This window comes from Pontibacter mangrovi (assembly GCF_006385705.1).
Lineage (GTDB): Bacteria > Bacteroidota > Bacteroidia > Cytophagales > Hymenobacteraceae > Pontibacter > Pontibacter mangrovi.
This window is the reverse complement of sequence record NZ_VFRQ01000002.1, coordinates 1-24,084: the sequence shown is the minus strand read 5'-3', so window position 1 is coordinate 24,084 and position 24,084 is coordinate 1. Positions and strand designations below refer to the sequence as shown.

General features: G+C 52.9%; 23 protein-coding genes and 1 tRNA gene. 15 read left to right on the top strand and 9 right to left on the bottom strand.

What is annotated here, in order from left to right:
• Positions 1-46: 46 nt before the first annotated feature.
• The 7 genes from FJM65_RS03615 to FJM65_RS03585 form a co-directional block, all read right to left on the bottom strand.
• Complete coding sequence (locus FJM65_RS03615) at positions 47-628, bottom strand: porin family protein (protein WP_140619558.1); 582 nt, start codon at positions 626-628, stop codon at positions 47-49.
• A 238-nt stretch (positions 629-866) separates the two neighbouring features.
• A complete protein-coding gene (locus FJM65_RS03610; RefSeq protein ID WP_140619556.1) occupies positions 867-2,405 on the bottom strand; it encodes a YifB family Mg chelatase-like AAA ATPase in 1,539 nt (512 codons plus the stop codon).
• A 113-nt stretch (positions 2,406-2,518) separates the two neighbouring features.
• Entirely contained in the window at positions 2,519-3,163 is a 645-nt protein-coding gene (locus FJM65_RS03605; RefSeq protein WP_140619554.1) for a hypothetical protein, read from the bottom strand.
• 194 nt (positions 3,164-3,357) lie between these two features.
• A complete protein-coding gene (gene lpcA / locus FJM65_RS03600; protein WP_140619552.1) occupies positions 3,358-3,933 on the bottom strand; it encodes a D-sedoheptulose 7-phosphate isomerase in 576 nt (191 codons plus the stop codon).
• Positions 3,934-3,941: 8 nt separating this feature from the next.
• Positions 3,942-4,283: a hypothetical protein gene (locus FJM65_RS03595; RefSeq protein ID WP_140619550.1), complete on the bottom strand. Its 342-nt coding sequence runs from the start codon at positions 4,281-4,283 to the stop codon at positions 3,942-3,944.
• 127 nt (positions 4,284-4,410) lie between these two features.
• Positions 4,411-6,249, bottom strand: coding sequence for an ABC transporter ATP-binding protein (locus FJM65_RS03590; RefSeq protein ID WP_140619548.1), 1,839 nt, complete (start codon positions 6,247-6,249; stop codon positions 4,411-4,413).
• A 334-nt stretch (positions 6,250-6,583) separates the two neighbouring features.
• On the bottom strand, positions 6,584-8,245 hold the full coding sequence (locus FJM65_RS03585) for a hypothetical protein (protein WP_140619546.1): 1,662 nt from the start codon (positions 8,243-8,245) through the stop codon (positions 6,584-6,586).
• 245 nt (positions 8,246-8,490) lie between these two features.
• Between FJM65_RS03585 and upp the strand changes: the two genes are divergently transcribed.
• Both upp and FJM65_RS03575 read left to right on the top strand, forming a co-directional pair.
• Complete coding sequence (gene upp, locus FJM65_RS03580; RefSeq protein ID WP_140619544.1) at positions 8,491-9,147, top strand: uracil phosphoribosyltransferase; 657 nt, start codon at positions 8,491-8,493, stop codon at positions 9,145-9,147.
• A 223-nt stretch (positions 9,148-9,370) separates the two neighbouring features.
• On the top strand, positions 9,371-9,802 hold the full coding sequence (locus FJM65_RS03575; protein WP_140619542.1) for a small multi-drug export protein: 432 nt from the start codon (positions 9,371-9,373) through the stop codon (positions 9,800-9,802).
• A gap of 53 nt (positions 9,803-9,855) precedes the next feature.
• Here the strand turns inward: FJM65_RS03575 and FJM65_RS03570 are convergent, their stop codons facing one another.
• Entirely contained in the window at positions 9,856-11,217 is a 1,362-nt protein-coding gene (locus FJM65_RS03570; protein ID WP_140619540.1) for a DEAD/DEAH box helicase, read from the bottom strand.
• Between the two features lie 138 nt (positions 11,218-11,355).
• Between FJM65_RS03570 and FJM65_RS03565 the strand changes: the two genes are divergently transcribed.
• The 7 genes from FJM65_RS03565 (at position 11,356) to FJM65_RS03535 (ending at position 16,961) form a co-directional block, all read left to right on the top strand.
• A complete protein-coding gene (locus FJM65_RS03565; RefSeq protein ID WP_140619539.1) occupies positions 11,356-11,955 on the top strand; it encodes a hypothetical protein in 600 nt (199 codons plus the stop codon).
• A 48-nt stretch (positions 11,956-12,003) separates the two neighbouring features.
• A complete protein-coding gene (locus FJM65_RS03560) occupies positions 12,004-13,338 on the top strand; it encodes a dihydroorotase (protein WP_140619536.1) in 1,335 nt (444 codons plus the stop codon).
• A 3-nt stretch (positions 13,339-13,341) separates the two neighbouring features.
• Positions 13,342-13,710, top strand: coding sequence for a DUF6980 family protein (locus FJM65_RS03555; RefSeq protein WP_140619535.1), 369 nt, complete (start codon positions 13,342-13,344; stop codon positions 13,708-13,710).
• 359 nt (positions 13,711-14,069) lie between these two features.
• Positions 14,070-14,146: transfer RNA gene (locus FJM65_RS03550), tRNA-His, on the top strand.
• A gap of 136 nt (positions 14,147-14,282) precedes the next feature.
• Positions 14,283-15,206 carry a PfkB family carbohydrate kinase gene (locus FJM65_RS03545; RefSeq protein ID WP_140619533.1) on the top strand — a complete coding sequence of 308 codons (924 nt, stop codon included), beginning with the start codon at positions 14,283-14,285 and terminating at the stop codon, positions 15,204-15,206.
• 186 nt (positions 15,207-15,392) lie between these two features.
• Positions 15,393-15,593, top strand: a complete 201-nt coding sequence (locus FJM65_RS03540) for a hypothetical protein (protein ID WP_140619531.1) — start codon at positions 15,393-15,395, stop codon at positions 15,591-15,593.
• Between the two features lie 129 nt (positions 15,594-15,722).
• On the top strand, positions 15,723-16,961 hold the full coding sequence (locus FJM65_RS03535; protein WP_140619529.1) for an NAD(P)/FAD-dependent oxidoreductase: 1,239 nt from the start codon (positions 15,723-15,725) through the stop codon (positions 16,959-16,961).
• Positions 16,962-17,168: 207 nt separating this feature from the next.
• Here the strand turns inward: FJM65_RS03535 and FJM65_RS03530 are convergent, their stop codons facing one another.
• Positions 17,169-18,884, bottom strand: coding sequence for a M61 family metallopeptidase (locus FJM65_RS03530; protein WP_140619527.1), 1,716 nt, complete (start codon positions 18,882-18,884; stop codon positions 17,169-17,171).
• Between the two features lie 361 nt (positions 18,885-19,245).
• On the opposite strand from FJM65_RS03530, the gene FJM65_RS03525 reads away from it, so the two are divergent.
• From FJM65_RS03525 to FJM65_RS03500, 6 genes are all read left to right on the top strand, one after another.
• Complete coding sequence (locus FJM65_RS03525; protein ID WP_140619525.1) at positions 19,246-19,524, top strand: hypothetical protein; 279 nt, start codon at positions 19,246-19,248, stop codon at positions 19,522-19,524.
• Positions 19,521-19,682: a 50S ribosomal protein L34 gene (gene rpmH / locus FJM65_RS03520; protein WP_071784616.1), complete on the top strand. Its 162-nt coding sequence runs from the start codon at positions 19,521-19,523 to the stop codon at positions 19,680-19,682. Before FJM65_RS03525 ends, rpmH begins: the two co-directional genes overlap by 4 nt.
• A gap of 41 nt (positions 19,683-19,723) precedes the next feature.
• Positions 19,724-20,134 (top strand): ribonuclease P protein component, encoded by a 411-nt coding sequence (gene rnpA, locus FJM65_RS03515; protein WP_140619523.1) that lies wholly within the window; start codon positions 19,724-19,726, stop codon positions 20,132-20,134.
• Positions 20,135-20,162: 28 nt separating this feature from the next.
• Positions 20,163-21,812: a S41 family peptidase gene (locus tag FJM65_RS03510; protein ID WP_140619521.1), complete on the top strand. Its 1,650-nt coding sequence runs from the start codon at positions 20,163-20,165 to the stop codon at positions 21,810-21,812.
• Positions 21,813-21,950: 138 nt separating this feature from the next.
• Positions 21,951-22,646 carry a tRNA (adenosine(37)-N6)-threonylcarbamoyltransferase complex dimerization subunit type 1 TsaB gene (tsaB, locus tag FJM65_RS03505; protein WP_140619519.1) on the top strand — a complete coding sequence of 232 codons (696 nt, stop codon included), beginning with the start codon at positions 21,951-21,953 and terminating at the stop codon, positions 22,644-22,646.
• A 15-nt stretch (positions 22,647-22,661) separates the two neighbouring features.
• On the top strand, positions 22,662-23,177 hold the full coding sequence (locus FJM65_RS03500; RefSeq protein WP_140619517.1) for a DUF2480 family protein: 516 nt from the start codon (positions 22,662-22,664) through the stop codon (positions 23,175-23,177).
• Positions 23,178-24,084: the final 907 nt, after the last annotated feature.

The window sequence follows — 24,084 nt, the reverse complement described above, 5'->3', positions numbered from 1 at the left end:
CCGGATTTTAGTTTTCCATAGTTCAGTTTTGTACTAACGGCATGGCCTAGCGGCCTGAGAGCATGTAAGCCAGCGTCAGCATAAACACGCTGTTCCTAAACTCAGGGGCATGGTCGTTATCGTTTAGCTGGGAGATGTCGCCGTTGTAGCGCACGCCCACGTTTAGGCCGAGCGTAGTGGCGGCCAGGCCAACTCCTGCTGCGTAGCCAAGGCTGGTGCGCTTAAACTGGTCAATGTCGTCATCATAGGTAGTGTTGCCTACCTCTGTCTCGCCTGCCACCCGGAACGACACCTGTGGGCCAGCCTCAAAGTAAATCGGGCCTGCGTTTATGTGCGCCAGCACCGGCACGTCAATGTAGCTTACCTTCAGCTTGTAGTTATCGTCCTTAGACTCCCCGCCTTTCTGCGAGAAAAGGATCTCTGGCTGCAGCGCGAAGAACTCATCCGAGGAGAGGAAGAACTTGGAGGTTAAACCCGCATGAAAGCGGAACAGCCTGTCCGTGGCGTCCATCTCGTCGCCGGTAAGGCCCGAGTAGTTAACGCCGGCACGGATGCCGATCTGTGCCTGCGCTTGTGCGGCAAAAATAGTTGCCAGCGTAAATGCGAAAAGTAAAAAAAGCTTTTTCATAGTCTAGTCAAGTTTAAGGGGAATAATACAACCCACGTCATACAAGCCTACTTTGCTTGTTAGTTGTATGCTATTACGCACGGTTTTAGGAAAAGTATGGTACCATAGCACAATCTTGGCGATGCAAAAGAACAATTTAGGGAGGGCCACTTACAAAAAAGGCAAAAAAAGAGCGGCAGCCAGGTATGGCTGCCGCTGAGGGTAATGATCTGTTTTATAGGATATTGTATAGTGTAAATTAGCCGGCCCAACCCTCTCTGTCCAGGCTGCGGTACTGGATGGCTTCTGCCAAATGCTCAATTTTAATTTCATCGCTTCCGGCCAGGTCGGCAATGGTGCGGCTCACTTTCAGGATGCGGTCGTAGGCGCGGGCCGAGAGGCCAAGGCGCTCCATGGCGGTTTTCAGCAGCGCCCGGCCTGCCTCGTTTATCTGGCATACTTCCTTCACCATCTGGGAGGGCATCATGGCATTGGAGTGAATCTGCGGCATGTCCTTGAACCGCTCTGTCTGCACTTCCCGCGCCTGCATCACACGCTCGCGCACCGAGGCACTGTCTTCGGCCTTGCGCGTGGCGGTCATCTCGTCAAACGTTACCGGCGTTACCTCCACGTGCAGGTCGATGCGGTCCAGCAGCGGGCCGCTTACTTTATTTAAGTATCTTTGCACCACGCCGGGGCCGCATACGCATTCTTTCTCAGGGTGATTGTAGTAGCCGCACGGGCACGGGTTCATGCTGGCCACCAGCATAAAGTTGGCCGGAAAATCAATCGTGGTCTTGGCGCGGGAGATGGTGACGCGGCGCTCCTCCAGCGGCTGGCGCATCACCTCCAGCACCGTGCGCTTAAACTCCGGCAGCTCATCCAGAAACAGCACCCCGTTATGCGACAGCGAGATCTCGCCGGGCTGCGGCACGCCTCCGCCACCCACCAGCGCCACATCCGAAATAGTATGGTGCGGCGAGCGGTACGGGCGCGTCGTCATCAGTGAGGCCGCTTCGCCCAGTTTGCCGGCCACAGAGTGTATTTTGGTTGTCTCCAGCGCCTCGTGCATCGAGAGGGGCGGCAGGATAGACGGTAGCCGCTTGGCCAGCATGGTCTTGCCGGCACCCGGCGGGCCGATCATGATGAGGTTATGGCCGCCGGCGGCGGCAATCTCCAGGGCGCGTTTGATGTTCTCCTGCCCCTGCACATCCGAGAAGTCGGCGGCGTACTGGTCGGCGGTGTTGCCGAAAAGCTCGCGGGTGTTTATCACCAGCGGCTCAATCTCACGGGCCCCGTCTAAAAACTCAATCGCCTCCAGAATGTTGTTCACCCCGATCACCTCCAGGTTATTCACGATGGCGGCCTCCTGCGCGTTCTGTGCCGGAAGTATAAATCCTTTAAAACCTTCTTTGCGGGCCTGTATGGCAATGGGCAAAACGCCCTTTATCGGCCGCAGCGAACCATCCAGCGAAAGCTCGCCCATGATCATGTACTGCGAGACCTTACTATCGGAGATTTGGCCGGAGGCCGCCAGGATGCCCATGGCAATGGTGAGGTCGTAAGAGGAGCCTTCTTTGCGGATATCGGCGGGGGCCAGGTTGATCACGATCTTCTGCCGCGGGATTTTGTAGCCGTACTGCTTCAGGGCAGACTCTATGCGCTGCTCGCTTTCCTTCACGGCGTTGTCCGGCAAGCCGACCATAAAATACTTTGTGCCGGCGCTAACGCTAACCTCTACGGTAATGGTGTAGGCATGCACGCCCTGCACGGCGCTGCCAAACGTCTTAATAAGCATGTTTCCTTCCAGGTAAGAAGTATAGGAGTATGAGTATTTTTGATGCGGAACACCCGCGGCCGCCAATTGATTCCTGTTTATACCCTAATAGTATAATTTAAGCCTGATAGGTACTATTGTCTGCCAATCCGCGTCATATCGGGGTGCAGGGGCAGGTACGCGTCGGTCATGCTTTCGCCTTTGGGGTGGATGGTGATGGCGGTGCAGGTGCTGTCCGGCAACGTCACCTCAAACGCGATGCCCTGCTGCCGGTCATCAAAAATGTATACTTGTTGCTGCTGCGCGTTTTGGTAGTATGCCAGTGGCTGCAACCCGCTATACGTGCGGCGTATTTCTGGCAGCGCCTTGCCTGTGCCTATGCCGTCTGCTGTCTTAAACGCCGGGGAGGTTACCTGCACCTGCTGCACTTTGGGCCGCTCATCCTTCCCCCCGAAATCTGCCACGGTGTAAAGCGCCACGTACTCTTGCCCATCTACCCAGAACAGCAGCGCCTTGCCCATGGCGGCATCCGTGCTGTCGGGCTCGCCGAGTATTTTGGCCAGATTGGTGCCGGGCATGCCCAGTTCTATCTTACCTATACTTTCTCCCGGCTTGATCAGGTAGGCAGGGTCTGGCGTGGGAGGGGGAGCGGGTTGGGCAACCGCAGCGGCGGTGTCCGGTGCTGGTGTGGTGACAGGAGTGGTCTGCTCGTTTTGGTTTTCCTGGTTTTGGCAGGAGAGCAGGGCGAGGCAAAGTATAACGTACAGCGTGTGCTTCATCCGGAGAAGTATAAATTTTATTTAAGAACCCAGTTGCGCTTAACCCATCCATACACGGTGCGGGTAAAGCGCAACCGGCGTTTATTATTTACGTGCATCATACCATAAATATACGCTGCTGCCTGAAAAACGAAAATCCGGGCAAGAGAGACTTGCCCTCCCGCCCGGATCATACATTATACTTTAAGCTATACTTATACCAGCTTCTGCTCCAGCAGCAGTATAAATATGTGGATTATCTTGATGTGGATTTCCTGCACGCGGTCAGCGTAGCCGAAGTGGGGCACGCGCACCTCCACGTCGCAGAGCGGGGCCAGTTTGCCGCCATCCTTGCCCGTAAGGCCTACTACTTTCATGCCCTTGGCTTTGGCTGTTTCGGCGGCTTTCAGCACGTTACCCGAGTTGCCGCTGGTGCTGATGGCCAGCAGCACATCGCCTTGGTTGCCCAGGGCCTCCAGGTAGCGCGAGAAAACATACTCGTAGCCGTAATCGTTGCCCACGCAGCTCATGTGGCTGGCGTCGGAGATGGAGATGGCCGGGATGGCTTTACGGTTGTCGCGGTAGCGGCCGGTAAGCTCTTCGGCAAAGTGCATGGCGTCGCACATGGAGCCGCCGTTGCCGCAGCTCAGTATTTTACCGCCGCTCTTGATGGATGCGGCCATGGTGTCGGCGGCTTTTTCTATGGCGGCGATATTTTCCGCATCAGACAGAAACGCTGCGAGCACTTCCTGTGCCTGCGTTAGTTCTGCAAGTATGGTGTTAGATGTCATGTAAGTTTTTAAGCAACCTCGGCCTGTTGTTCTTCGGCGTAGGTTTCTTTATAGTTGTTGCTCCTGAACGCCTGGCGCTTTTCGTAAAGGGTAGCCTTCAGGTTGTTGATTTTTAGTTCGGCCCGGTACTTTTCATGCTGTAAGTCAGCCACGTAGATGCTGCTCATCAACACGCGGGCCAGCATCACCACGCCACCCGTGGCTACCAGCGCGCGGTAAAGCGTCAGCACCTCGTCCTGGGCGTTCGTATCCAAAATAGTATTTTCGTCTATGGCCCCTGCCAGGAGCAGTACTGTGAAAATGATATAGCCAAACACAAGTACATCGAGTAGTGCTTTACAAGCTTTCATGCTTTTTAGCGATTTGGGTACAACAACTGTTTCGCTAAAATTAACAAAAAATTATTATTTGCAAATACTATGTACTTCTAAATTTGCTATTTAGGCTGTGCCAGTATTTTCGGAGTGCAAATTAATCCTAAACCGTCAGCTGCATTTGCGTTAGTTTGGCATACAAACCGGCGTGTTCCAGCAGTTCTTCGTGCGTGCCTTTTTCCACAATTTTGCCATGCTGCAGCACCAGTATCTCATCGGCATGCTGAATGGTACTTAACCTATGCGCTATAACAATGGAGGTGCGGTTCTTCATCAAATTTGTCAGCGCTTCCTGCACCAACTTCTCCGATTCTGTGTCCAGCGCCGAGGTGGCTTCGTCCAGAATAAGGATGGGCGGGTTCTGCAGGATGGCCCGGGCTATGCTTAAGCGCTGGCGCTGCCCGCCCGACAGTTTGCCGCCGCGGTCGCCGATCATGGTCTGGTAGCCGTTCTCGGCGTTGATGATGAACTCGTGCGCATTAGCAATTTTGGCGGCGGCAATCACTTCCTCCTCGGTGGCATCGGTCTTGTTAAAGGCGATGTTGTTGAAGATGGTGTCGTTGAACAGGATGGACTCCTGCGTTACCACGCCCATCTGCGCCCGCACCGACTCCATGGTATAGTCGCGGATGTCGTGGCCGTCGATGAGTATGGCGCCGCTGGTTGGGTCGTAGAAGCGCGGCAGCAGGTCTGCCAGCGTGGACTTGCCGCCACCTGAAGGGCCCACCAAAGCCACCGTCTTGCCTTTCTGGATGTGGAAGTTAATGTGCTGCAGCACCGGTTTATCGCCGTAGGCAAAGGCCACCTCCCTAAACTCGATCTCCTCTCTGAAAGCGGGCAGCACCTTGGCGTTGGGCTTGTTCACGATCTGCGGCTTGGTGTCGATCACCTGCAGCACCCGGTTGCCGGACACCAGGCCGCGCTGTATGTTGCTAAACGCCGCCGACATGGCCTTGGCCGGCACCAGCACCTGCGAGAAAAGGATGATGTAGGTGATAAACTCACTGGCTGTTAGGTTAGACTCCTGGTTGAGTACCAGCGTGCCGCCATACAGCAGCAGCCCCGCCACCACCGATACCCCCAGAAACTCCGACAGCGGGGAGGCCAGGTCGCGTTTGTTGGCAATGGAGCGCTGGATGCGGGCGTAACGGTCGTTTTGGTCGTGGAACTTGCTAAGTATAAAAGGCTCTGCGTTAAAGGCTTTTACCACGCGCATGCCGCTCAGCGTTTCATCAATAATAGTAAGTATAAAGCTGAGGGAGTTCTGCCCTTCCTTGGCCTTGCGCTTCAGGCGTTTGGAGATGCCGGCAATAATACCCCCGGACAGCGGCAGAAGTATGAGCGAGAATAGCGTCAGCTCCACTGACATGTTGAACAGAAGTATGAAGAAGGCGATGATAGAGATCGGCTCCCGGATCACCACCGTCAGAGTGCTCACCACCGAGCTTTCCACTTCCTGTATGTCCACGGTCAGGCGCGTCATCAGGTCGCCTTTGCGCTCGTTGCTGAAGTAACCCAGGTGCAGCTCTGTTACACGTTTGTAAATGGCGTGGCGCATGTTGCGTACCACGTGCGCCCGCAGCGCCCCCACAATCCGGAAAGCCAGGTAGCGGAACAGATTCGCCAGAAACACCGAGATGATAATGATGATGCAGACGAACAGCAACGCCCCCTCACGCCCTTGGTCAAGAATAACATGACCAAAATGGTAGTAGAAAAAGTCTTTGAAGAACTCCAGGTTTAGAGCAAATTCAGGTTTGTTGGCTACCATCTCCATAACTTTTTCTTGACCTACCTTACCAAACAACACATCTAGCAGCGGGATAAGGAGCGTGAAGTTGAACAGGCCGAAAATGATGCCCAGGAAAGTATAAAGTGAGTAAAGCGGCACAAACCTGCTATAAGGCTTGGCAAACTGAAGTATGCGAAGGTAAGTCTTCATGGTATGTCGGGTTGCCGGCTACCTCTTCTGCACGAGCCTTTCAGCGCGCCGGCAACAAGTATGGCCGCACTGCCGCAGCCACGTATCAAGGTTTAAAATGTTTATACTATGGCTGTTAAAGCGCAAGCCCCTAAGCCGCCGCAAAGATACTTAATAAAAGGTAGAAAGGTAGAAAAGTAAAAAGGTAGAAAGTTTCCCTTCTACCTTTCACCAGCTTAAGTATGTATGAATAGAGATAGAGCTGCCGTGACTTGAAAGTTGGCAGCTGGAGAAGTATAGCAGGTGAAGTATAAAAAATAACCCCCTCCTGTTTTTAGGAGGGGGCGGGAGGAGGTTAAAACTCGTGCAGCCTTTGCGGGATGTTCCAGCGGAAGGCAAACGTCGTGAGGGACGTGTTATAGTCCGGGGCCTCGCCCTCGGCCTGCACGCGGCGCACAATCTGCTTCAGGTCCAGGAAAACGTTGTGGCGCAGCTGGAAAGTGGCCGTCAGGTCGAGGTGCACCTGGTTGGTTTTTACGCCTTGCCCGATCTCGTTGCCGTAGGTGGATACCCTGTCGAGGTAGGAGAGGAGCACGTTGTTGCCGTAGTTCAGGGTGTCCGTGGCTGTTACGATGTCCTGGCCATACTGCGTGGCAATGGCTTTAGCCGTCAGGTTCAGGCGCGGGATAGGCTGGTACCGTACGATGCCCACCAGCTCCATCAGGTTTGCCCCGATTGGGTGCGCCAGCGGCTGGCGGTAGTGCTGGAAGTTTGAGAACTCGTCCTCGTACTGGTAAGTATAAGGCCGAATGGCATTCACCTCGCCCTGCAGGTCCAGGTTGCTTACGCCAAAGGCATCGATGTACTTCGCCCCGATCTGGCCGGCAAACTTGTTGCCCCACCAGCCGTTGCTATCCTTCACCATGTCCAGGATAAACTCATCTAGCAGCACCTGGCCGTAAAGCTGCACCCGGTTCCGGATGTTCCAGCGGAAATCGCCACCCAGCATGGCGTTGTCCGGGCTGCCCAGGCCGTGTTCCACGCTGCGGTAGAAGATAACTGGGTTCAGGTACTGCAGCTCAAAGCGGCCCTTGCCCCGTGCAAAAATGATCTGCTCAAACAGGCCGAAGTTAAAGTTGTCGGTCACGTTTACGCCCAGGCGGTGCAGTGCCATGTACTTCTTAGGGTACAGCTCATCCTTGCGGTTAAACACCGGGATCAGCTCCTGGAAGAGGTTCATGTAGTGCAGCTTCCATACTTTGGTGTTGAGCTTGAGGAAGAAAGCCGGCGGCGCGTAGTCGGAGTAAATGATGGAGCGGTAGCCGTCGCCGATGAAGTGGCGGTCGTGGCCCAGCTGTACCTCCACGTGCTTGCTCAGGGCGTAGTTCAGGTAACCGCGGGCGGTAATGTAATCGGCACCGTCGTTCTTAAAGTCTTTCCAGAAACCCTCGTGCGGCACCACGCCATCGCGGCGGATGCGGCGGTTCACATACTCCGGGTAGCGCGCCTGGTTCTCGCCCACAAAGGCATAAAAGCCAAAGCGCTCGTCTATCTGCCCCTCCAGCTGCACGCCGCGCGTGTTCACATAGCGCACCCCGTCCGACTCATTGTCCAGCCCCACCTCAAAATGGATGACCGGGTTCACGCGCAGCACAAAGTCCTCCGTGTCCACATGGTACAGGTCTGTTTTGTTGCGGTAGAAGTGCGTAAGAAAAGGCTTGCGGCTCTCGTTCTGCGCCTGGTCTGTGTAATTCCAGTTGTCGTTGAGCAGGTAGGCGGCATTGAACTCATCGGCACGGGAAACGGCGTTGCGGGCGCTGATCTCGGCCAGCTCAGCCACATCGGCCCGGCCATAGGGGCGCACAGCCGTGTGCATGTTGGGCACCTGGTCGCCGAACTTTATCTGGTAGCGGTCCACGAGGTGATAGGTATCGCGGTCGTAAGGCATATACACATCCTGCGCCTGAGCGGCAAAGGCGGCAAGCGAGAAGGCAAAAGCGCCAAGTATGCGTTTCATGTATAAGTCGTTAATAGGAAATCAATATGATAAAATGCGAATGTACAGTTTTTAAGGCTTACTGTAGCCGTAGCAACAGCGGAGTAAAGAGGTTTTTGAGGTAACATAACGAGTAATCGGGCAGGAGGGGTATGTTTGCGGCTGAAAATGTAGCGTGCGCAGGTTCGTGTAAAATAAAGGCGGCTTTTGCGAGAAGGCCGGCAGGTTGTGTATCTTTAAGGGCAAAACAGCTGTAGCGCATACTTATGGAACATAAGCAAGTACACATCCTGACCGACACTCCCTCGCTGGCAAACCATTTTGTGGCCGAACTGCGCGACGTGAACATACACCGCGACAGCCTGCGTTTCCGCCGGAATCTGGAGCGCCTGGGCGAGCTGCTGGCCTACGAGATATCGAAAACGCTGCCTTATAAAGAAGCGGAAATTACCACGCCGCTGGCCCAGACCCGCACGCAGCTGCTGGCCGAGCAGCCGGTGCTGGCTACCATCCTTCGGGCCGGTTTGCCGCTGTACCAGGGCATGCTCAACTACTTCGACAAGGCTTTCAGCACGTTTGTGGGCGCTTACCGGGTGGAGGAAGAAAATACGGCGCTGCAGATCAATATGGAGTACTTGGCTTCTACCGACCTGCACGACAAGATCCTGATCCTGGCTGACCCGATGCTGGCCACGGGCCGCTCGCTGGTGAAATCGTACCAGGGCATGCTGCGGCACGGCAAGCCGGTGCAGGTGCACATTGCCGCTGCCATTGCCGCGCCGGAGGGGCTGGCCTATGTGCAGGAGCAGGTGCCGGAGGCGCATATCTGGCTGGGCGCGCTGGATGACCATTTGAACGAAAAAGCCTATATTGTGCCGGGCCTTGGCGATGCCGGCGACCTGGCCTTTGGGCCTAAAATATAGGCATGAACTTAAGGCATGGGCAGCCTGTTATACCTGCGGCTGCGCAAAAACCTGGTAATTAGCGTTTTATTGAAGCGTGGTGTTGGAAAATTGATAGTATTTATTTTTGCAAATTGCGTATAAAGGAATATTCCAGCCTCTTGAAGTTTTATAATGCAATTTTTTAGTGTAGAGATCTGTGTGGGTTGAAGTAATAAAATACGTTTCCGTTTACCTGGTTAGCATGGTCAAGTTCTTTGGAGGGCCGCTTACCGGAGCATCGCTGGGATTGTCTTACGTAGAGACGGTGCTGCTGACAGTGGCCGGCATGATGACGAGTGTCGTGATCTTTTCGGTAGTGGGCAGGGCGGCTTCTAAGTGGTTCTCGGCGCGGCGACGCGCCCGCAGGCAACCAGTTTTTAATAAGAAGAGCCGGCGCATTGTGCAGGTATGGCAGCGTTTTGGCGTGCCCGGTGTAGCCTTTCTTACCCCCATTTTGCTCACGCCTATTTTTGGGACAATCGTAGCGGCTCTTTTCGGGGCTCCCCGCAAAAATATCTTTATCCACATGCTCTGGAGCGCTGTGTTCTGGAGCGCTATCCTGAACCTGATGGTTTTTGAGTTTGGACAGGTGGCGCAGAACATGCTCGTTAGTATAAAGCTGTGGTTCTGGTAGCCGCAAGAAGTATAAGCCTATAAACAAAAAAGCAGCCGGTTAGGCTGCTTTTTCTATTTTTTCCGGCTTCCTTTTTTCTTGGTCTTCTGCCAAAACGAGTTCTTCGGGTCGCCTTTGCCTTTCTTGCCTTTCGCGAAGTTAGACTTGTGCTTGCCTTTCTTCTCATGGAAAGCGCCTTTGAAGTCCGGGTTCTCGCGGCGCTTCTGGCGGTCAATCTCCATGGCCATCTCCTGCTGCTCCTCAAAAGGCGTCTCGAAAACCTTCACATCGGCCGGCATCGGCACCTCCGGTATTTGCATGCGGATGATCTTCTCGATTTTGTGCACGTGGTACATCTCGGCTTCGGTGGCGAAAGTGATGGCGGCGCCTTCGTTCTCGGCGCGGCCGGTGCGGCCAATGCGGTGCACGTAATCCTCGTAGATCAGCGGCACGTCAAAGTTGATCACATGGCTCACCATGGTCACGTCGATGCCGCGGGCTGCCACATCGGTCGCCACTAAAAAGCGCACCTCGCCGCCTTTAAAAGCCTCCATGGAGTTGATGCGCGTGTTCTGGCCTTTGTTGCCATGTATGGCGCGCACCTCGCCATAATCGCGGTGCTCCAGGAACTTCGACACGCTCTCGGCGTTCTTCTTGCTGCGCGTGAAGATGATGACGCGGTTAAACGTTTCGTTGTCCTGGATCAGGTGCTCCAGCAGCTCTATTTTGGTGCGCAGGTTGGGAACACGATATAAAGTTTGGCTCACGGTCTCCACGGGCGTGGCCTGCGGCGTTATCTCTACCCGCGTCGGGAACTCCAGAAACTCCTCCGACAGCTGCACTACCTTATCCGGCATGGTAGCTGAGAAAAGCAGGTTCTGGCGCTTGCGCGGAATCACCTCCAGCAGCTGGCGGATCTGCGGCATAAAGCCCATGTCCATCATCTTGTCGGCCTCGTCCAGTATCAGCGTTTTCAGGTCTTTCAGAATCAGGTCGCCTCTAAAGTATAGCTCCATCAGGCGTTTGGGCGTGGACACCAGGATATCAAGGCCTTTGCTGATGTTCTCGATCTGTGTTTTGGGGCCAAGTCCGCCGTAAATGGCCGTGTGGCGGATGTCGGTATACTTGGCCAGCAGCGTGATGTTCTCCTCGATCTGCATCACCAGCTCGCGGGTAGGCGCGATGATGAGCGCGCGCGGGTGCTGGCCCTGCGCATACTTCACCTTCATGAGCAGCGGCAGCAGGAAAGCGGCGGTTTTACCGGTTCCAGTCTGGGCGATTCCTAATATATCGTGGCCCGCCATGATCAGCGGGATGGCCTGCAGCTGTATAGGCGTGGGCTTTTCGTAGCCGGCCTCGGCAATGGCGTTCAGCAGCTGCTTGTTCAGCTTAAAATCCTCGAACGTGGTTATCTCTTTCTCTGCTTCTTCGGCCATGGCGGTATTTTATACTTGGTGTTGCTATGCAAAGGTACGGGATTTTTGCGGGAGGGAGGTAAACGGATTGGAATGCGTGGATTTAGTTTTATCTTAGGCTAAACTAAAATAAGCTCTATGCCTCGGTTATACTTTAATATGTTGCTCGTGGTAGCTTTTTCAATATTAACACTAGGATCAGTAAAGGGGCAGGAGGCAAAGTTTGATGTTTACGGTAAGGTTGAGCTAGCCCGGCAAGAGCTGGTAACAAGTAAAGTTGACACCTTTCTGATCTATACTACTGGTTGTGTGGGTTGCTACATCCTTTATGAAAAGGGGCAGGAGCCTCCTTGCGCCTGCGAAGGTGAAGGTGTAAATGCGAAAATCATATGGCAAAAAGATGGAAAAAGCTATTTAAAGCAAATCAGCTGCTGTTATGAAAATGTAATGGGTTTGAAGGAGCTTCCTGATGTGTTTTCGTTTTATGAGAACAACAAAGCCATATTGCAAAAGACTGAGATCGGCATTAGAAAGGTAAAAGCCGATGGGGCGATAATCATATCCGTGCCTGCAAGTATAAGTCACTACTCTTTTCAGGAAGTAGAGATGAGGCAAGGCACTTCAGAATATGAATTTGAATTAAAGGATTACCAAAAAGAAGGTGAGTATTCTAAAGCATGGAAGAGGTATGAATGGTTGGAAGCACAAATTAAATGGGTAGAGCTTATTGATGAGAAACTAACTTCAGCTAGTGAGTAAAACCAGAAATTCTTCACTCCTTATCTCTTCTCTCCGTATCTTAGCATCATGAAAAGTATCCTCATAAAGAACGCGCAACTCGTAAACGAAGGAAGTATAACCACTGCCGATGTGCTGGTGCAGAACGGTCGCATCGCGCAGATCGGACAAAGTATAACCGCCGAGGCTGACGAAACCATAGACGCTACCGGTTTGCATTTGCTGCCTGGCGTGATTGACGATCAGGTGCATTTCCGGGAGCCGGGGCTGACGCACAAGGCCGTTATTGAAACAGAGGCCCGTGCGGCTGTGGCAGGCGGAACCACCTCTTTTATGGAGATGCCGAACACCGTGCCGAACGCCACCACGCAGGAGCTGCTGGAAGACAAGTATAAAATTGCGGCCGAGACCTCGCTGGCGAACTATTCCTTTTACATGGGCGCCACCAACGATAACCTGGCTGAGGTGCTACTCACCAATCCCAACACCGTCTGCGGCATCAAGATCTTTATGGGCTCCTCTACCGGCAACATGTTGGTCGACAACGCCGAAACGCTGGAGGAGATATTTGCCAAAGCCAAACTGCCGATTGCAGTGCATTGCGAGGACGAGCAGACCATCCGCGACAACATGGCTTTATATGAGGAGAAGTATGGCGAGGACATTCCGGTAAAATGCCACCCCGAGATCCGCAACGAAACAGCCTGTTTTAAGTCGAGTTACCTGGCCGTGAAGCTGGCCGAGAAGCACAACACGCGCCTGCATATTCTGCATATTTCGACCGAGGAGGAACTGAAACTGTTTCGAAACGACATTCCGTTGGAGCAGAAGCGCATTACCGCTGAAGTATGCGTGCATCACCTGTGGTTTGATAAGGAGGATTACGATACCTATGGCACCCAGATCAAGTGCAACCCGGCTATCAAAGAGCATCGCCACAAAGAGGGTTTGCTGAAAGGCTTGCTGGAGGATAAACTGGATGTGATTGCCACAGACCACGCGCCGCATACCTGGGAAGAGAAGCAAAACAAGTATAAAAAAGCGCCGTCCGGGGTGCCGCTGGTGCAGCACTCGCTGCAGATGATGCTGGAGTTTGTGCGCGAAGGCAAACTGCCGCTGGAGAAGATGGTGGAGAAGATGAGCCATGCACCGGCCATACTTTTCAACGTGCGCGAGCGAGGCTATATTAGAGAAGGCTACTGGGCCGACCTGGTGCTGGTGGACCTGAACAAACCCTATACGGTTACGAAAGAAAATACCTACTACAAGTGCGGCTGGTCGCCATTCGAGGGCCATACCTTCAGCTCTTCCATTACACATACCATTGTTTCCGGGCACCTGGCTTTTGCCAACGGCACGTTTGACGAGAGCAAGAAAGGCGAGCGAATGCTGTTCGACAGGTAAAGTATGGAGCTGGAGAAGTTTAAAGAGCTGCACGCCCGCTTTTTCGGGAAGCAGCTGCCGGAGGAAGTCGTGCAGTCGGAGGAGTATGAGGCTTATGTGGATGCCATACATGAGGACGAGGCGTGCTATAACTGGGCTACTGCCGAAAAGCTAAAGAGCCAGGGCTTCGACTACGAAGGCTATTGCTGCCTGATGATGGCCGACAAAGTATACCAAAGCCTGGATGAGGAGGGAGAGCCAAAGTATGATGACCCGGACGTGATCATCAACAAATGGGACGAAGGGCTTTACGGGATACCGGTGCACAACGGCAGCGCCACGATGGTGGTGATCAACTACTGCCCGTGGTGCGGGAGTAAGCTGAGTCGGTAATGTCTACCATACCGCCAGTTTGAGCGTAGCGGTAACTGGTGGTAGGGTATGGCGGCAGTTTGTAACTGCCGAAAGTATGGTTTTGATATACGCCAGTTATAAACTGGCCTCATGTTAAGCCACAAGTTGCAAACTTGCGGCAAATAGGGCTCCTCTGAGGAGGGGATTTTTCCGTAGTACCTAACTCCCCTCTTGGGAGGGGCAGGTTTCACTTCAAAGTTTACTCTATGGCAACTGTCTTTGCTTTAATTGGTTAACTTTTTTAAGTGATGATGCTTAAGATTTTTTCTGCAAAAATGCGCTTAGAGTATTGCATTGTGTCATTTCCTGCGTATATTTGCACACTCAAATGAGACACGGTGGTTGTAGCTCAGTAGGTTAGAGCACCAGATTGTGATTCTGGGGGTCGTGGGTTCGAGCCCCATCTTCCACCCCAAGCCCTTGAAGCGAACCTTCAAGGGCTTTTTTCATTTTAATGGTTAAATTGCTTTATGGTTAAATTGTTGATCACGAGTACGAATCAGTAATACCATTCAACAATTAAACAATTTGACAAAAAACAATTAAAAGATATGAGCTTAGTAGTAGTAGGTTCGATGGCGTTTGATGCGCTGGAGACTCCCTTCGGAAAAACAGATAAGATCGTGGGCGGTGCGGCCACATATATTTCTTTGTCGTCTTCATACTTCGTGAAGCCGGTGAATGTGGTGTCGGTAGTGGGCGGCGATTTCGACCAGGACCACATGGCCCTGATGCACCAGCGCAGCATCAGCACCGAAGGTGTGCAGGTGAAGGAGAATGAAAAATCGTTCTTCTGGTCTGGCCGCTACTTTAACGACATGAACAGCCGCGAAACGCTGGCTACCGAGCTGAACGTGCTGGCTGATTTTGACCCGATCATCCCGGAGAGCTACCAGAACTGCGAATACCTGATGCTGGGCAATCTGGCGCCGCAGGTGCAGAAAACCGTGATCGAGCGCCTGAACAACCGCCCGAAGCTGATCGTGATGGACACCATGAACTTCTGGATGGACATTGCCCTGGAGGAGCTGAAGGAGACGATCAAACTCATAGATGTGCTTTCGATCAACGATGAGGAGGCGCGCCAGCTGAGCGGTGAGTACTCTTTGGTGAAAGCTGCCAAGAAGATCATGGCGATGGGGCCGAAGTTCCTGATCATCAAAAAAGGCGAGCACGGCGCTCTGTTGTTCCACGAGGAGAAAGTGTTCTTCGCGCCTGCCCTGCCGCTGGAGGAGGTGTTCGACCCAACCGGAGCCGGCGATACCTTCGCGGGTGGCTTTATCGGTTACCTGGCCAGCACCGACGATATCAGCTTTGAGAGTATGAAGCGCGCCGTAATTCATGGTTCAGCGATGGCCTCGTTCTGCGTGGAGAAGTTTGGTACGGAACGCCTGAAGAACCTGACGCAGGAGGAGATCGACAACCGCGTGCAGCAATTCGTGGACCTGGTGGCGTTTGACACCGTGCTGCAGTAAGTATAGCAACGTATAAAGTATAAAAAGGGAGGCCTCGGCTTCCCTTTTTTGTTTTAGATATTGTGCAATTTATATGCTTCTGAAGCGGCGTTGAATGCGTTTAAAAGGAGGATGTATATCATCTAAGTGCAACAAAGTATGGCCGAATGGGGTAAACTATACTAGACACTGTTAAGAATACAAGCTATGAGCATCAAGAACGAAAATAAAAAGACACAGGATGAGTTGAAGAAGAATAACCCGAACCAGGCCGACCCTAATAAGCCGATGGGTAGAATCGACGACAATCCGAACCGCAATGCACTGAACAAAGACGCAACCAAAGTGCAGAACCCGAACCGCAACCTTGCAAAGGGCGGTAACAATATGCCGTACGATAAAAAGTAAGGCATTCCACGCAAAATAAGCTATGAAAACTGTAGAAGAGGAAGCCCTATTGATAGGGCTTCCCTTTTTTATGTCCGGTTTGCGACGTTTGGCCGCTTCTGTTATCTTTAGCAGGCTTTACAACTCACCATGCACAAAACCGACATCTGCATACTTGGCGCCGGGCCTGCCGGAGCCACTGCTGCCCTGCACCTTGCCAACAAAGGCATTCCCTCGCTTCTGTTAGATAAAGCCACCTTTCCGCGCGACAAGATTTGCGGCGATGCCCTGAGCGGCAAAGTAGTGAACGAGCTGCGCCGCATCGCGCCGGAACTGCCCGCGCAACTCGGAGAGCAGCAGGAGGCGCTGCCCTCGTGGGGTATCCATTTTATATCGCCGGGTGGGCATAAGCTGAGCGTGCCGTTCATGTATAACTATAACCCGGAGCAGGATACGCCCGCGGGCTTCATCTCCAAACGCATTCATTTTGATGATTTTCTGATAGAGCAGGTGCGGCAACGACCGGAGATCGGCTTTCGGGAGAATGTAGACGTGGCCAAGTATGAACGCATGCCGGAAGGCGGATTTATACTTTCGGATAAGCAGGGGCAGGCGCTGGTGCAGGCAAAATTGCTACTCGTGGCCAACGGAGCGCAATCGGGTTTTACCAGGCATGTGGCGGGGCTGGAGCAGGAAGCGGAGCATTACTGCGCGGGCCTGCGGGCCTACTACAAAGGCGTGGCCGGTATGGATGCCGATAATTTTATAGAGCTCCATTTCTTCAAGGACTTTCTGCCAGGCTACTTCTGGATTTTCCCGCTGCCCAACGGCGAGGCTAACGTGGGGGTGGGCATGCTGAGCAGCGCAGTGAGCCGCAAAAAAGTGAACCTGAAAAAAGAGATGCAGCGCATGATTGCATCGCACTCCGAACTTAAAAAGCGCTTTGCCAACGCGGAGGTGGTGGACGATATCCGTGGCTTTGGTTTGCCACTGGGCTCTAGAAAAAGAATCATCTCCGGCGATAACTATATGCTCTTAGGCGATGCCGGTGCCTTGATAGATCCTTTTACCGGTGAAGGCATCAGCAATGCCATGATCAGTGGGCGCTGGGCGGCAGAGCAGGCGGCAAAGTGCCTGCAGCAGCAGGATTTCTCTGCACAATTCATGCAAGGTTACGATAAAGCCGTGTATAATCGCCTCTGGAAGGAACTGCGCCTGAGCCGCCACCTGCAAAAGCTGCTCCGTTACCCATGGCTTTTTGACGTGGTGGCCTCCAGGGCATCCAAAAGCCAAGCCCTCGCCGAAACCATCTCCTGCATGCTCAACGACGTCGACCTGCGGGAGCGATTCCGGCAGCCTTCATTTTACGCTAAGTTGCTGTTTAATTAAGGTTTTAGCAGCAAGTTTAAACCCACCCCTACTACCTCCGAGGAGGGGTGTCTATTAAGTTCTCCACTCTCTGGCGCAAATCTCCAGATTTGTGACTTACATGTAAGGTTGAGTCTCTGACTCAACTGGCCCGGAGGGCCAGGAAATAGGAGGTTCCGAGCATGGACACTCGCGCCAGCTAAGGACATCAGTAAAAGAAAGACCTGTCTAAAACGCCTGTTTCAGCCACAGCTTAAAGTTCTCCTTCTCCGCCTCTGTGGCATCCTGCCGTTTTTGTACAGTATACTTGCTGTAGAAGCTTTTCCCGTTCGGCTCCAGCCTTACCACGCGCAGCTGCCTTTCCCGGAACAGTGCCAACTCCACCTCCTGCGGCTCCAGCGCCAGCAGCTGTTGCAGGTTGTTCTCCAGCTTGCGCCCGTTCAGGGCCACCAGTTCATCATCTATACTTAGCAACTCGCTCGCCGGGGAACCGGGGGCAATGGCGGTTACTTTTATGCTCCCCTCTGAGGATACCTTAAAGCCATACTTACCCTCGTAAATGAGCGGGTTCTGGTGCTCCTTCAACTCACAACCCACATAACGCAGCGCCTCATCCAGTGCCGGTTCTATACTTTCGGTGCCGTTAATGTATTTGCTGAAGTATGACTGGAACGACTGCGCCGCCACCTCATCCACCAGCTGCGCATAATCCTGTTCGGTGTAGCCGATGTTCTTCTTGCCGAATCGCTCCCACAGCTCCCGCATCACCACATCCATACTTGCTTTGTTGCCAGTAGCTTTGCGCAGCTGCAGGTCTAGGAGCAGGGCCGTGAGGGCGCCTTTGATGTAGATAGATACCTTGCGGTCGGGAACGCCGGGTTTGTAGCCGTCCAGCCACAGGTCGAAAGAAGAGTCTGCCACGGAGAGGTTGTTACGGCTGTAGTCGGCAAAGTAACGCTGAAAGCTGGTGTTGAGCTCCTCAAAGTATGCCTCGGCGGTGAAGAAGCCGCTGCGGGCCAGCATGTAATCGCCGTAGTAGGTGGTGATGCCCTCAGCCACATAGCCGGTTTTAAAGTAGTTCTCCTGCGCAAAATTGTAGGGCAGCATCTCCTTAGGCCGTATTTTCTTGATGTTCCAGGTATGGAAAAGCTCATGCGAACTCACGCCCACAAACTCCTTGTACAGGCTGGGCGTCATCAGCAGCTCGCCGGGGCCAAGTGTGATAACAGTGGAGTGGCTATGCTCCACGCCGTGGTAGAAGCGGTAAGGCAAAATCTCGTTCAGGTAATGATATTCCTTCACCGGAAAATCGCCGAACACCTCCAGCTGCTCCTTCGTGAACCCGATGAAATCACGCTTCATTTTCTCCCAATCCGGCTGGCAGTCGCCTTGTAGCCAGATGTGGAACGTATAGCCGCTCTCCTCAAAAGTCTCCTGCTTCAGACTGCCGCTGGCGATAAAGGGACTATCGGCCAGTTCATCGAAATTGGCGGCCTCTAACGTATGTTTCTCCACCTCCGGTAAGCCGCAGGCGATCTGCCACTCTTCCGGTAGCTGCAGCTGCAGTTGGCAGGGCTCCTGCTCGCGGCCTTCCACCGCCATCAGGCAGTTGATCGGGTTCAGGTACAGCTGCTCCTCATCCAGCCACGAGCCGCCGGCGTCCATCTGTCGCGCAAAAAAGCTGTAGCTAATTTCAACCTCTCCGGCCCCGCCAGTCTGCACCAGCCACCGGTCTTTCGTTTGTTTCTCGATGGCTATACTTTCTCCGTTGGCTGTGGCCGAAACAGCGCGCAACTTCTGCGCGAAGTGCTGCAACTCATACCTGCCGGGCCGCCAAGCAGGCAGCTGCAAGTATAACTCCTGCTGCTGGTTGTTTTTTACAGTAATCTTGATATCAACAAAGTGCGTGAGCGGGTTTTGGTAGGAGAGGTGGTAATAAATCATAGTTTTTGATGCTGATGAATCAGGTTATACTTTGTAGAGTACGTTTGGTGGCGTAAAGGTAGTTTATACTTTAAGATTAGCTGCAGGTAGTCCAACCACTCCTGCCCCTCCTTGTCTAAGGAGGGGAACTCTGTGTTAGCTGCGTCAGCTGCGGCTATCGAAAACTGATCCCAGCCTTTGGGTGGGGGTAGGGGCCCTCGAAAAAGAGTGCCTTGTGCATGTTGCGGTGCCGCGGATGCGGCAGCCGGAGCAGAGCGGAGGCAGCTTCAGGCACTCAGTGCGATGCCCGAAGGCGAGGCCTCCCGGCCTCGGAGGGAGCCAAGTAAGCAATGCAACTGTAGGTATGTAAGACTGAGGATGAATGGCAGCTAAGAAGTATAGCTTAGTTCACGTTGCAGAAAGCAGCGGGTATAGCGAGGCACAAGCGGACGCTTGCGCCAGAAAAGCGTTCAGTAAGTATATCCGGATAGCTATACCCGCAACCAGCAAAAGCCACAACTTTATACTTCTGCAACAACTGTTTCAACAGCAATTCCTCACCACCCCGGTATCTTTTTGCAAAAAATATAAAGCAGACTTTGCTATTCTACAAAGCTTTACTAATTTTGCAGGCCATAATAAAACCATTGGCAGACGATGAAAAGAACATTCCAGCCTTCTCAGAGAAAAAGAAGAAATAAGCACGGTTTCAGATCTAGAATGGAAACCGCTAACGGTAGAAGAGTATTGGCCAGCAGAAGAGCCAAAGGCAGAAAGAGACTGACAGTTTCTAGCGAGAAAAGACATAAGGCAGCTTAATTCCTGATGCAGGGATTGGCTTCGCTATTGCATAGCCGCTAATGGATTCAGCAGCAGCTAACGAGCAGCCAGCCAGCCAGCCTAACAGTTATACATTTTCGAAAGAAGAACACTTGTGCAGCAAGCGGCATATTTCGCAGCTGTTCGCCAAGGGTTCTTCTTTTAATTTGTATCCGCTGCGGTTCGTGTACTGCACCCCGCAGGACCTGCCGCCTGGGCAAACCCAGGTGCTTATCTCCGTTTCCAAGCGTTACTTTAAGCGCGCCGTAGACCGCAACCGCCTCAAAAGGCAGATGCGGGAGGCGTACCGGCTTAACAAGCACCTCCTGTACCAGCACCCGGACCAGGCTCCCCGCCTGTTGGGTATCCTCTACATTGGCAAGGAAAAAAAATCCTTCCACTCTATTCAAAAAAAACTAATTTCAGGTTTGGAGCGTTGTCTAAACAGATAGACTGTCCCCGTCTCCTAAGCCTGATATTATGCAAAAGAAAACTATAACCGGCCTTGTTGTTGGCATTTTTGCCCTCGGCCTCTTCTCCTTTAAAACCGACTCTGAGCGTTACTTCGAAATAGCCAAGAACCTCGATGTTTTTGCGACGCTATTTAAAGAGGTAAATACCTATTACGTGGATGATGTGCCGCCCGCGCAAATGATGCGCACCGGCATCGACGCCATGCTCAAGTCGCTGGACCCTTATACTAATTATATTCCCGAAGACGATATTGAGGATTTCCGCACCATGACCACCGGGCAGTATGGCGGCATTGGCGCCATAATCGGCAGCCGTAACGGCAAAGTGATGGTGCAAATGCCTTACGAGAACTCGCCTGCGCACAAGGCAGGGCTGGCTATCGGCGACGAGATCCTGAAAGTGAACGGGGTAGACGTAAGGGGCAAATCTACGGAGGAGGTAAGCAAGCTGCTAAAGGGGCAGGCCAACACCGCCATAAAACTGGAAGTACGCAGCTATGGGCAGAGCAAGACCAGAACGGTGGATCTGCTGCGCGAAAACATCATGGTAGATAACGTGCCATACTATGGCATGCTTGACGGAGACATCGGCTACTTTCAGTTGTCAGGTTTTACCGTGGATGCCGGCAAAGAGGTGAAGACGGCGGTGCAGAAGCTGAAAGAAATGGGCGCCAAGAAGATCGTGTTCGACCTGCGCGACAACCCGGGCGGCCTGCTGCACGAGGCGGTGAACATCTCCAACGTTTTCGTGGACAAAGGCAAAGATATTGTGAGCACCAAAGGCAAGGTGGAGGAGTGGAACAAAACCTACAAGGCGCTGGATGAGCCCCTGGACCTGGACATGCCGCTTGTTATACTTACCAGTTCGCGCAGCGCTTCGGCCTCCGAGATTGTGGCCGGTGTAATGCAGGACTATGACCGCGCCGTGCTGGTGGGAGAGCGCACTTTTGGCAAAGGGCTGGTGCAGGTAACGCGCCCGCTGTCTTACAACTCACAGCTAAAAGTTACCACTGCCAAATACTACATCCCGAGCGGCCGCTGCATACAGGCCATCGATTACGCGCACCGCAACGAGGACGGCAGCGTGGGCAAAATTCCTGATTCGCTTCGTGTGGCCTTTAAAACCGCGGCAGGCCGTGTAGTATACGATGGCGGCGGCGTGAGCCCAGATGTGGAGGTGGAGCAGCCCGACTTCTCGGAGATCACCAGAACCATTGCCGGCAAAGGGTACTTCTTTGATTATGCCAACAAGTATAAACTAGACCACCCCAGCATTCCGTCGGCTAAAGAATTTAAGCTAACCGATGCCGAGTATAAGAAGTTCGTGTCTTACCTGGAGGATAAAGACCTATCATATACAACCGCCATCGAGAGCGAGCTGGAAGATGTAGCCGCGAAAGCAAAAGACGGCAAGCATTACGACGATATTCAGGCGGAGCTGGAGGCCATCAAAAAGAAAGTATCGCACAACAAAGCAAACGACCTAACGCGCTTCCGCTCCGAGATTCAGGAAATGCTGGAGGCTGAGATTGCCTCGCGCTACTATCTGCAGAAAGGATATATAGAGTCTTCTTTTGATGATGACCCGGATATTATGGCAGCCGTGCAGGTGCTGAACGATCCGGTGAAGTATGAAAGGTACCTGAAGGCCAACTAAACGTATAAAAACACACAGGCAGGGGAGGGAGGTGCAGCAAGCGCCTCCCTCTTTTGCTGTCTTAAAGCCATACTTTTGGAGCCCTCGTTAGCTTAGCTTAATTTTGCACCCATCTATAAACTGTAATTATACTTGCCCATGCCGCTGCTGCTCGCTCTCGAAACCTCCACTACTGTCTGTTCCATTGCTTTATATAAAGGTCAGCAGCTGCTGGGAGCATCCGAGCTACAGATCGAGAAATCGCATTCCTCGCACATCACCGTGATGGTATCGCAGTTGGTGGAGAATTGCGGCGCTACCCTGCAGGACTTAAGCGCAGTGGCCGTGTCGGGCGGACCAGGCTCTTACACCGGACTACGGATTGGCGTTTCTACGGCCAAAGGCCTGTGCTTTTCGCTCAACATCCCATTGCTAGAGGTGTCCACCTTGTACGGGCTGGCAGCCCAGGTCATCAGCATGACCCCGAATCCGGACCGCTACCTGTTTTGCCCGATGCTGGATGCCCGCCGCATGGAGGTGTATACTTGCCTGCTCACACACGAGCTGCAGGAGGTGGAGCCAATTGCGCCGGTTGTATTAGACGAGCATACCCTGGAGGCAAGGCTGCAGGGGCAGCCGATCATCTTCTTCGGAAGCGGCGCCGCCAAGTATAAAAGTATGGTAAACACAAAGGCCGAAGCCTTGTTTATAGATGGCGTGCTGCCAAACGCTAAAACAATAGGAGCACTGGCCTTGCCAAAGTATGAGGAGCAGGCATTCGAAGACGTAGCCTATTATGAACCCTTCTATCTGAAGGATGTTTATATAACAAGCCCAACCAAAAGCGTAAAGTAAACAGGAGGTACAATCATGTCAGAAGAGATAATAAACCGTGTGGCGCAGAGCGCGCTTGTAACGCTCAACCTGGAAGAACTGATTCATCCGGGCGAGCGGATTGTCTATGATATTAAGGAGAATCTTTTCCAGGGATTGATCCTGCGGGAAAAGGATTTTCGGACGTTTGTGAAAGAGCACGACTGGTCGCAGTATGCTGGGAAGAACATCGCCATTACCTGCACTGTAGATGCTATCGTACCAACATGGGCATACATGCTGCTGGCGGTTAAGCTACAGAACCACGCTAACTACTTTGTGTTCGGTGATCTGGAGGCGCTGGAGCAGGCGCTGTTTCAGGAAGCCATCGCGAAAGTAGATATGGAGGAGTACCGCGATGCGAAGGTGGTAGTGAAAGGCTGTGGCAGTGTGCCAGTACCAAACTATGCCTATGTAGAGGTAATGCGGAAGCTGTTGCCCGTGGCCGCAAGTATTATGTATGGCGAGCCATGCAGCACAGTGCCGCTATATAAAAAGCCTAAAAACGCATAATTAGTATTTAAAGGAATGGAAAAAGGGAGCATGATGAACTAAGTCATGCTCCCTTTTTGTTACTTCTAAGCGTCCGGAAGTATGATTTGCCAGCAGGGCAAGTATAAGCCGTAAAACTTTTCCCGCTCGTTTTCAGCCAGATGCGCTGTTGTAGCGGTTTTTTTCCTGGTGGGGTGTTGGAAGTCCGCTTCTTCTTCCTACTTTTGCATCCCCGTTCGGCAGGGACGGGAAACGAGAGGCTGGCCAAAGTGAGGACGATGCGTCCGGGCAGAGGCCGCCGGGAAAAAAGTTTTGCTCCGGTTGTTGCGGATACGGAAACTCTTCTTACCTTTGCAGCCCGCTTCGGCAGGAGGCGGCGAGGGGGAGGCGCTGGTAACACAGCCCGCAGGTTGTTTTAAGAAACGGTCTTCACCGAAAAAAAACTTCGCCGGCTTGCTTGGAAAACGGAAAGGGTTCCTTACCTTTGCAGCCGCTTCCACAGGGAAGCCTCTGAGCGAAACGAGCTCAGAAAAAAAAAGATTGAAAAAGTTTGCTGCGAAATAAGAAGGAGTTCTTACCTTTGCAGCCCGCCCCGAGGCGACAGGCCAAAGGGAAATAGAGAGAAAAAAAATACCGCAGATTGTTTGGAAGTTAGGTTTGGCTTTCGGACCTTTGCACCCCGCCAGAGAGCGAACGGCTCGGAAGGGGAATGAGAGACAACATCGTTGAGATGGCAAGCGAGGAGAGTAGCTCCTCGGAAAGTTCTTTGAGAGATTGCTTGAGACAGAAATTAAGATTAAGGTTCTCCCCTCTTTACAAGAGAGGGGAAAGGAGCCCGGGGTCGGACAGACACATTTGTGGTTTTTAATCACAGGAAATAATTCTTACAATGGAGAGTTTGATCCTGGCTCAGGATGAACGCTAGCGG

Excerpts from the sequence above, each read along its gene's own strand:
- upp (WP_140619544.1), top strand. The coding sequence starts at position 8,491 with ATGGAACATAAGCAAGTACACATCCTGACCGACACTCCCTCGCTGGCA.
- FJM65_RS03585 (WP_140619546.1), bottom strand. The coding sequence starts at position 8,245 with ATGAAACGCATACTTGGCGCTTTTGCCTTCTCGCTTGCCGCCTTTGCC.
- FJM65_RS03565 (WP_140619539.1), top strand. The coding sequence starts at position 11,356 with ATGTTGCTCGTGGTAGCTTTTTCAATATTAACACTAGGATCAGTAAAG.
- rnpA (WP_140619523.1), top strand. The coding sequence starts at position 19,724 with ATGGATTCAGCAGCAGCTAACGAGCAGCCAGCCAGCCAGCCTAACAGT.
- FJM65_RS03525 (WP_140619525.1), top strand. The coding sequence starts at position 19,246 with ATGGCAGCTAAGAAGTATAGCTTAGTTCACGTTGCAGAAAGCAGCGGG.
- FJM65_RS03510 (WP_140619521.1), top strand. The coding sequence starts at position 20,163 with ATGCAAAAGAAAACTATAACCGGCCTTGTTGTTGGCATTTTTGCCCTC.
- rpmH (WP_071784616.1), top strand. The coding sequence starts at position 19,521 with ATGAAAAGAACATTCCAGCCTTCTCAGAGAAAAAGAAGAAATAAGCAC.
- lpcA (WP_140619552.1), bottom strand. The coding sequence starts at position 3,933 with ATGACATCTAACACCATACTTGCAGAACTAACGCAGGCACAGGAAGTG.
- FJM65_RS03555 (WP_140619535.1), top strand. The coding sequence starts at position 13,342 with ATGGAGCTGGAGAAGTTTAAAGAGCTGCACGCCCGCTTTTTCGGGAAG.
- FJM65_RS03610 (WP_140619556.1), bottom strand. The coding sequence starts at position 2,405 with ATGCTTATTAAGACGTTTGGCAGCGCCGTGCAGGGCGTGCATGCCTAC.
- FJM65_RS03545 (WP_140619533.1), top strand. The coding sequence starts at position 14,283 with ATGAGCTTAGTAGTAGTAGGTTCGATGGCGTTTGATGCGCTGGAGACT.
- FJM65_RS03560 (WP_140619536.1), top strand. The coding sequence starts at position 12,004 with ATGAAAAGTATCCTCATAAAGAACGCGCAACTCGTAAACGAAGGAAGT.
- FJM65_RS03595 (WP_140619550.1), bottom strand. The coding sequence starts at position 4,283 with ATGAAAGCTTGTAAAGCACTACTCGATGTACTTGTGTTTGGCTATATC.
- FJM65_RS03575 (WP_140619542.1), top strand. The coding sequence starts at position 9,371 with ATGGTCAAGTTCTTTGGAGGGCCGCTTACCGGAGCATCGCTGGGATTG.
- FJM65_RS03590 (WP_140619548.1), bottom strand. The coding sequence starts at position 6,249 with ATGAAGACTTACCTTCGCATACTTCAGTTTGCCAAGCCTTATAGCAGG.
- FJM65_RS03570 (WP_140619540.1), bottom strand. The coding sequence starts at position 11,217 with ATGGCCGAAGAAGCAGAGAAAGAGATAACCACGTTCGAGGATTTTAAG.
- FJM65_RS03605 (WP_140619554.1), bottom strand. The coding sequence starts at position 3,163 with ATGAAGCACACGCTGTACGTTATACTTTGCCTCGCCCTGCTCTCCTGC.
- FJM65_RS03615 (WP_140619558.1), bottom strand. The coding sequence starts at position 628 with ATGAAAAAGCTTTTTTTACTTTTCGCATTTACGCTGGCAACTATTTTT.
- FJM65_RS03530 (WP_140619527.1), bottom strand. The coding sequence starts at position 18,884 with ATGATTTATTACCACCTCTCCTACCAAAACCCGCTCACGCACTTTGTT.
- tsaB (WP_140619519.1), top strand. The coding sequence starts at position 21,951 with ATGCCGCTGCTGCTCGCTCTCGAAACCTCCACTACTGTCTGTTCCATT.
- FJM65_RS03500 (WP_140619517.1), top strand. The coding sequence starts at position 22,662 with ATGTCAGAAGAGATAATAAACCGTGTGGCGCAGAGCGCGCTTGTAACG.
- FJM65_RS03540 (WP_140619531.1), top strand. The coding sequence starts at position 15,393 with ATGAGCATCAAGAACGAAAATAAAAAGACACAGGATGAGTTGAAGAAG.
- FJM65_RS03535 (WP_140619529.1), top strand. The coding sequence starts at position 15,723 with ATGCACAAAACCGACATCTGCATACTTGGCGCCGGGCCTGCCGGAGCC.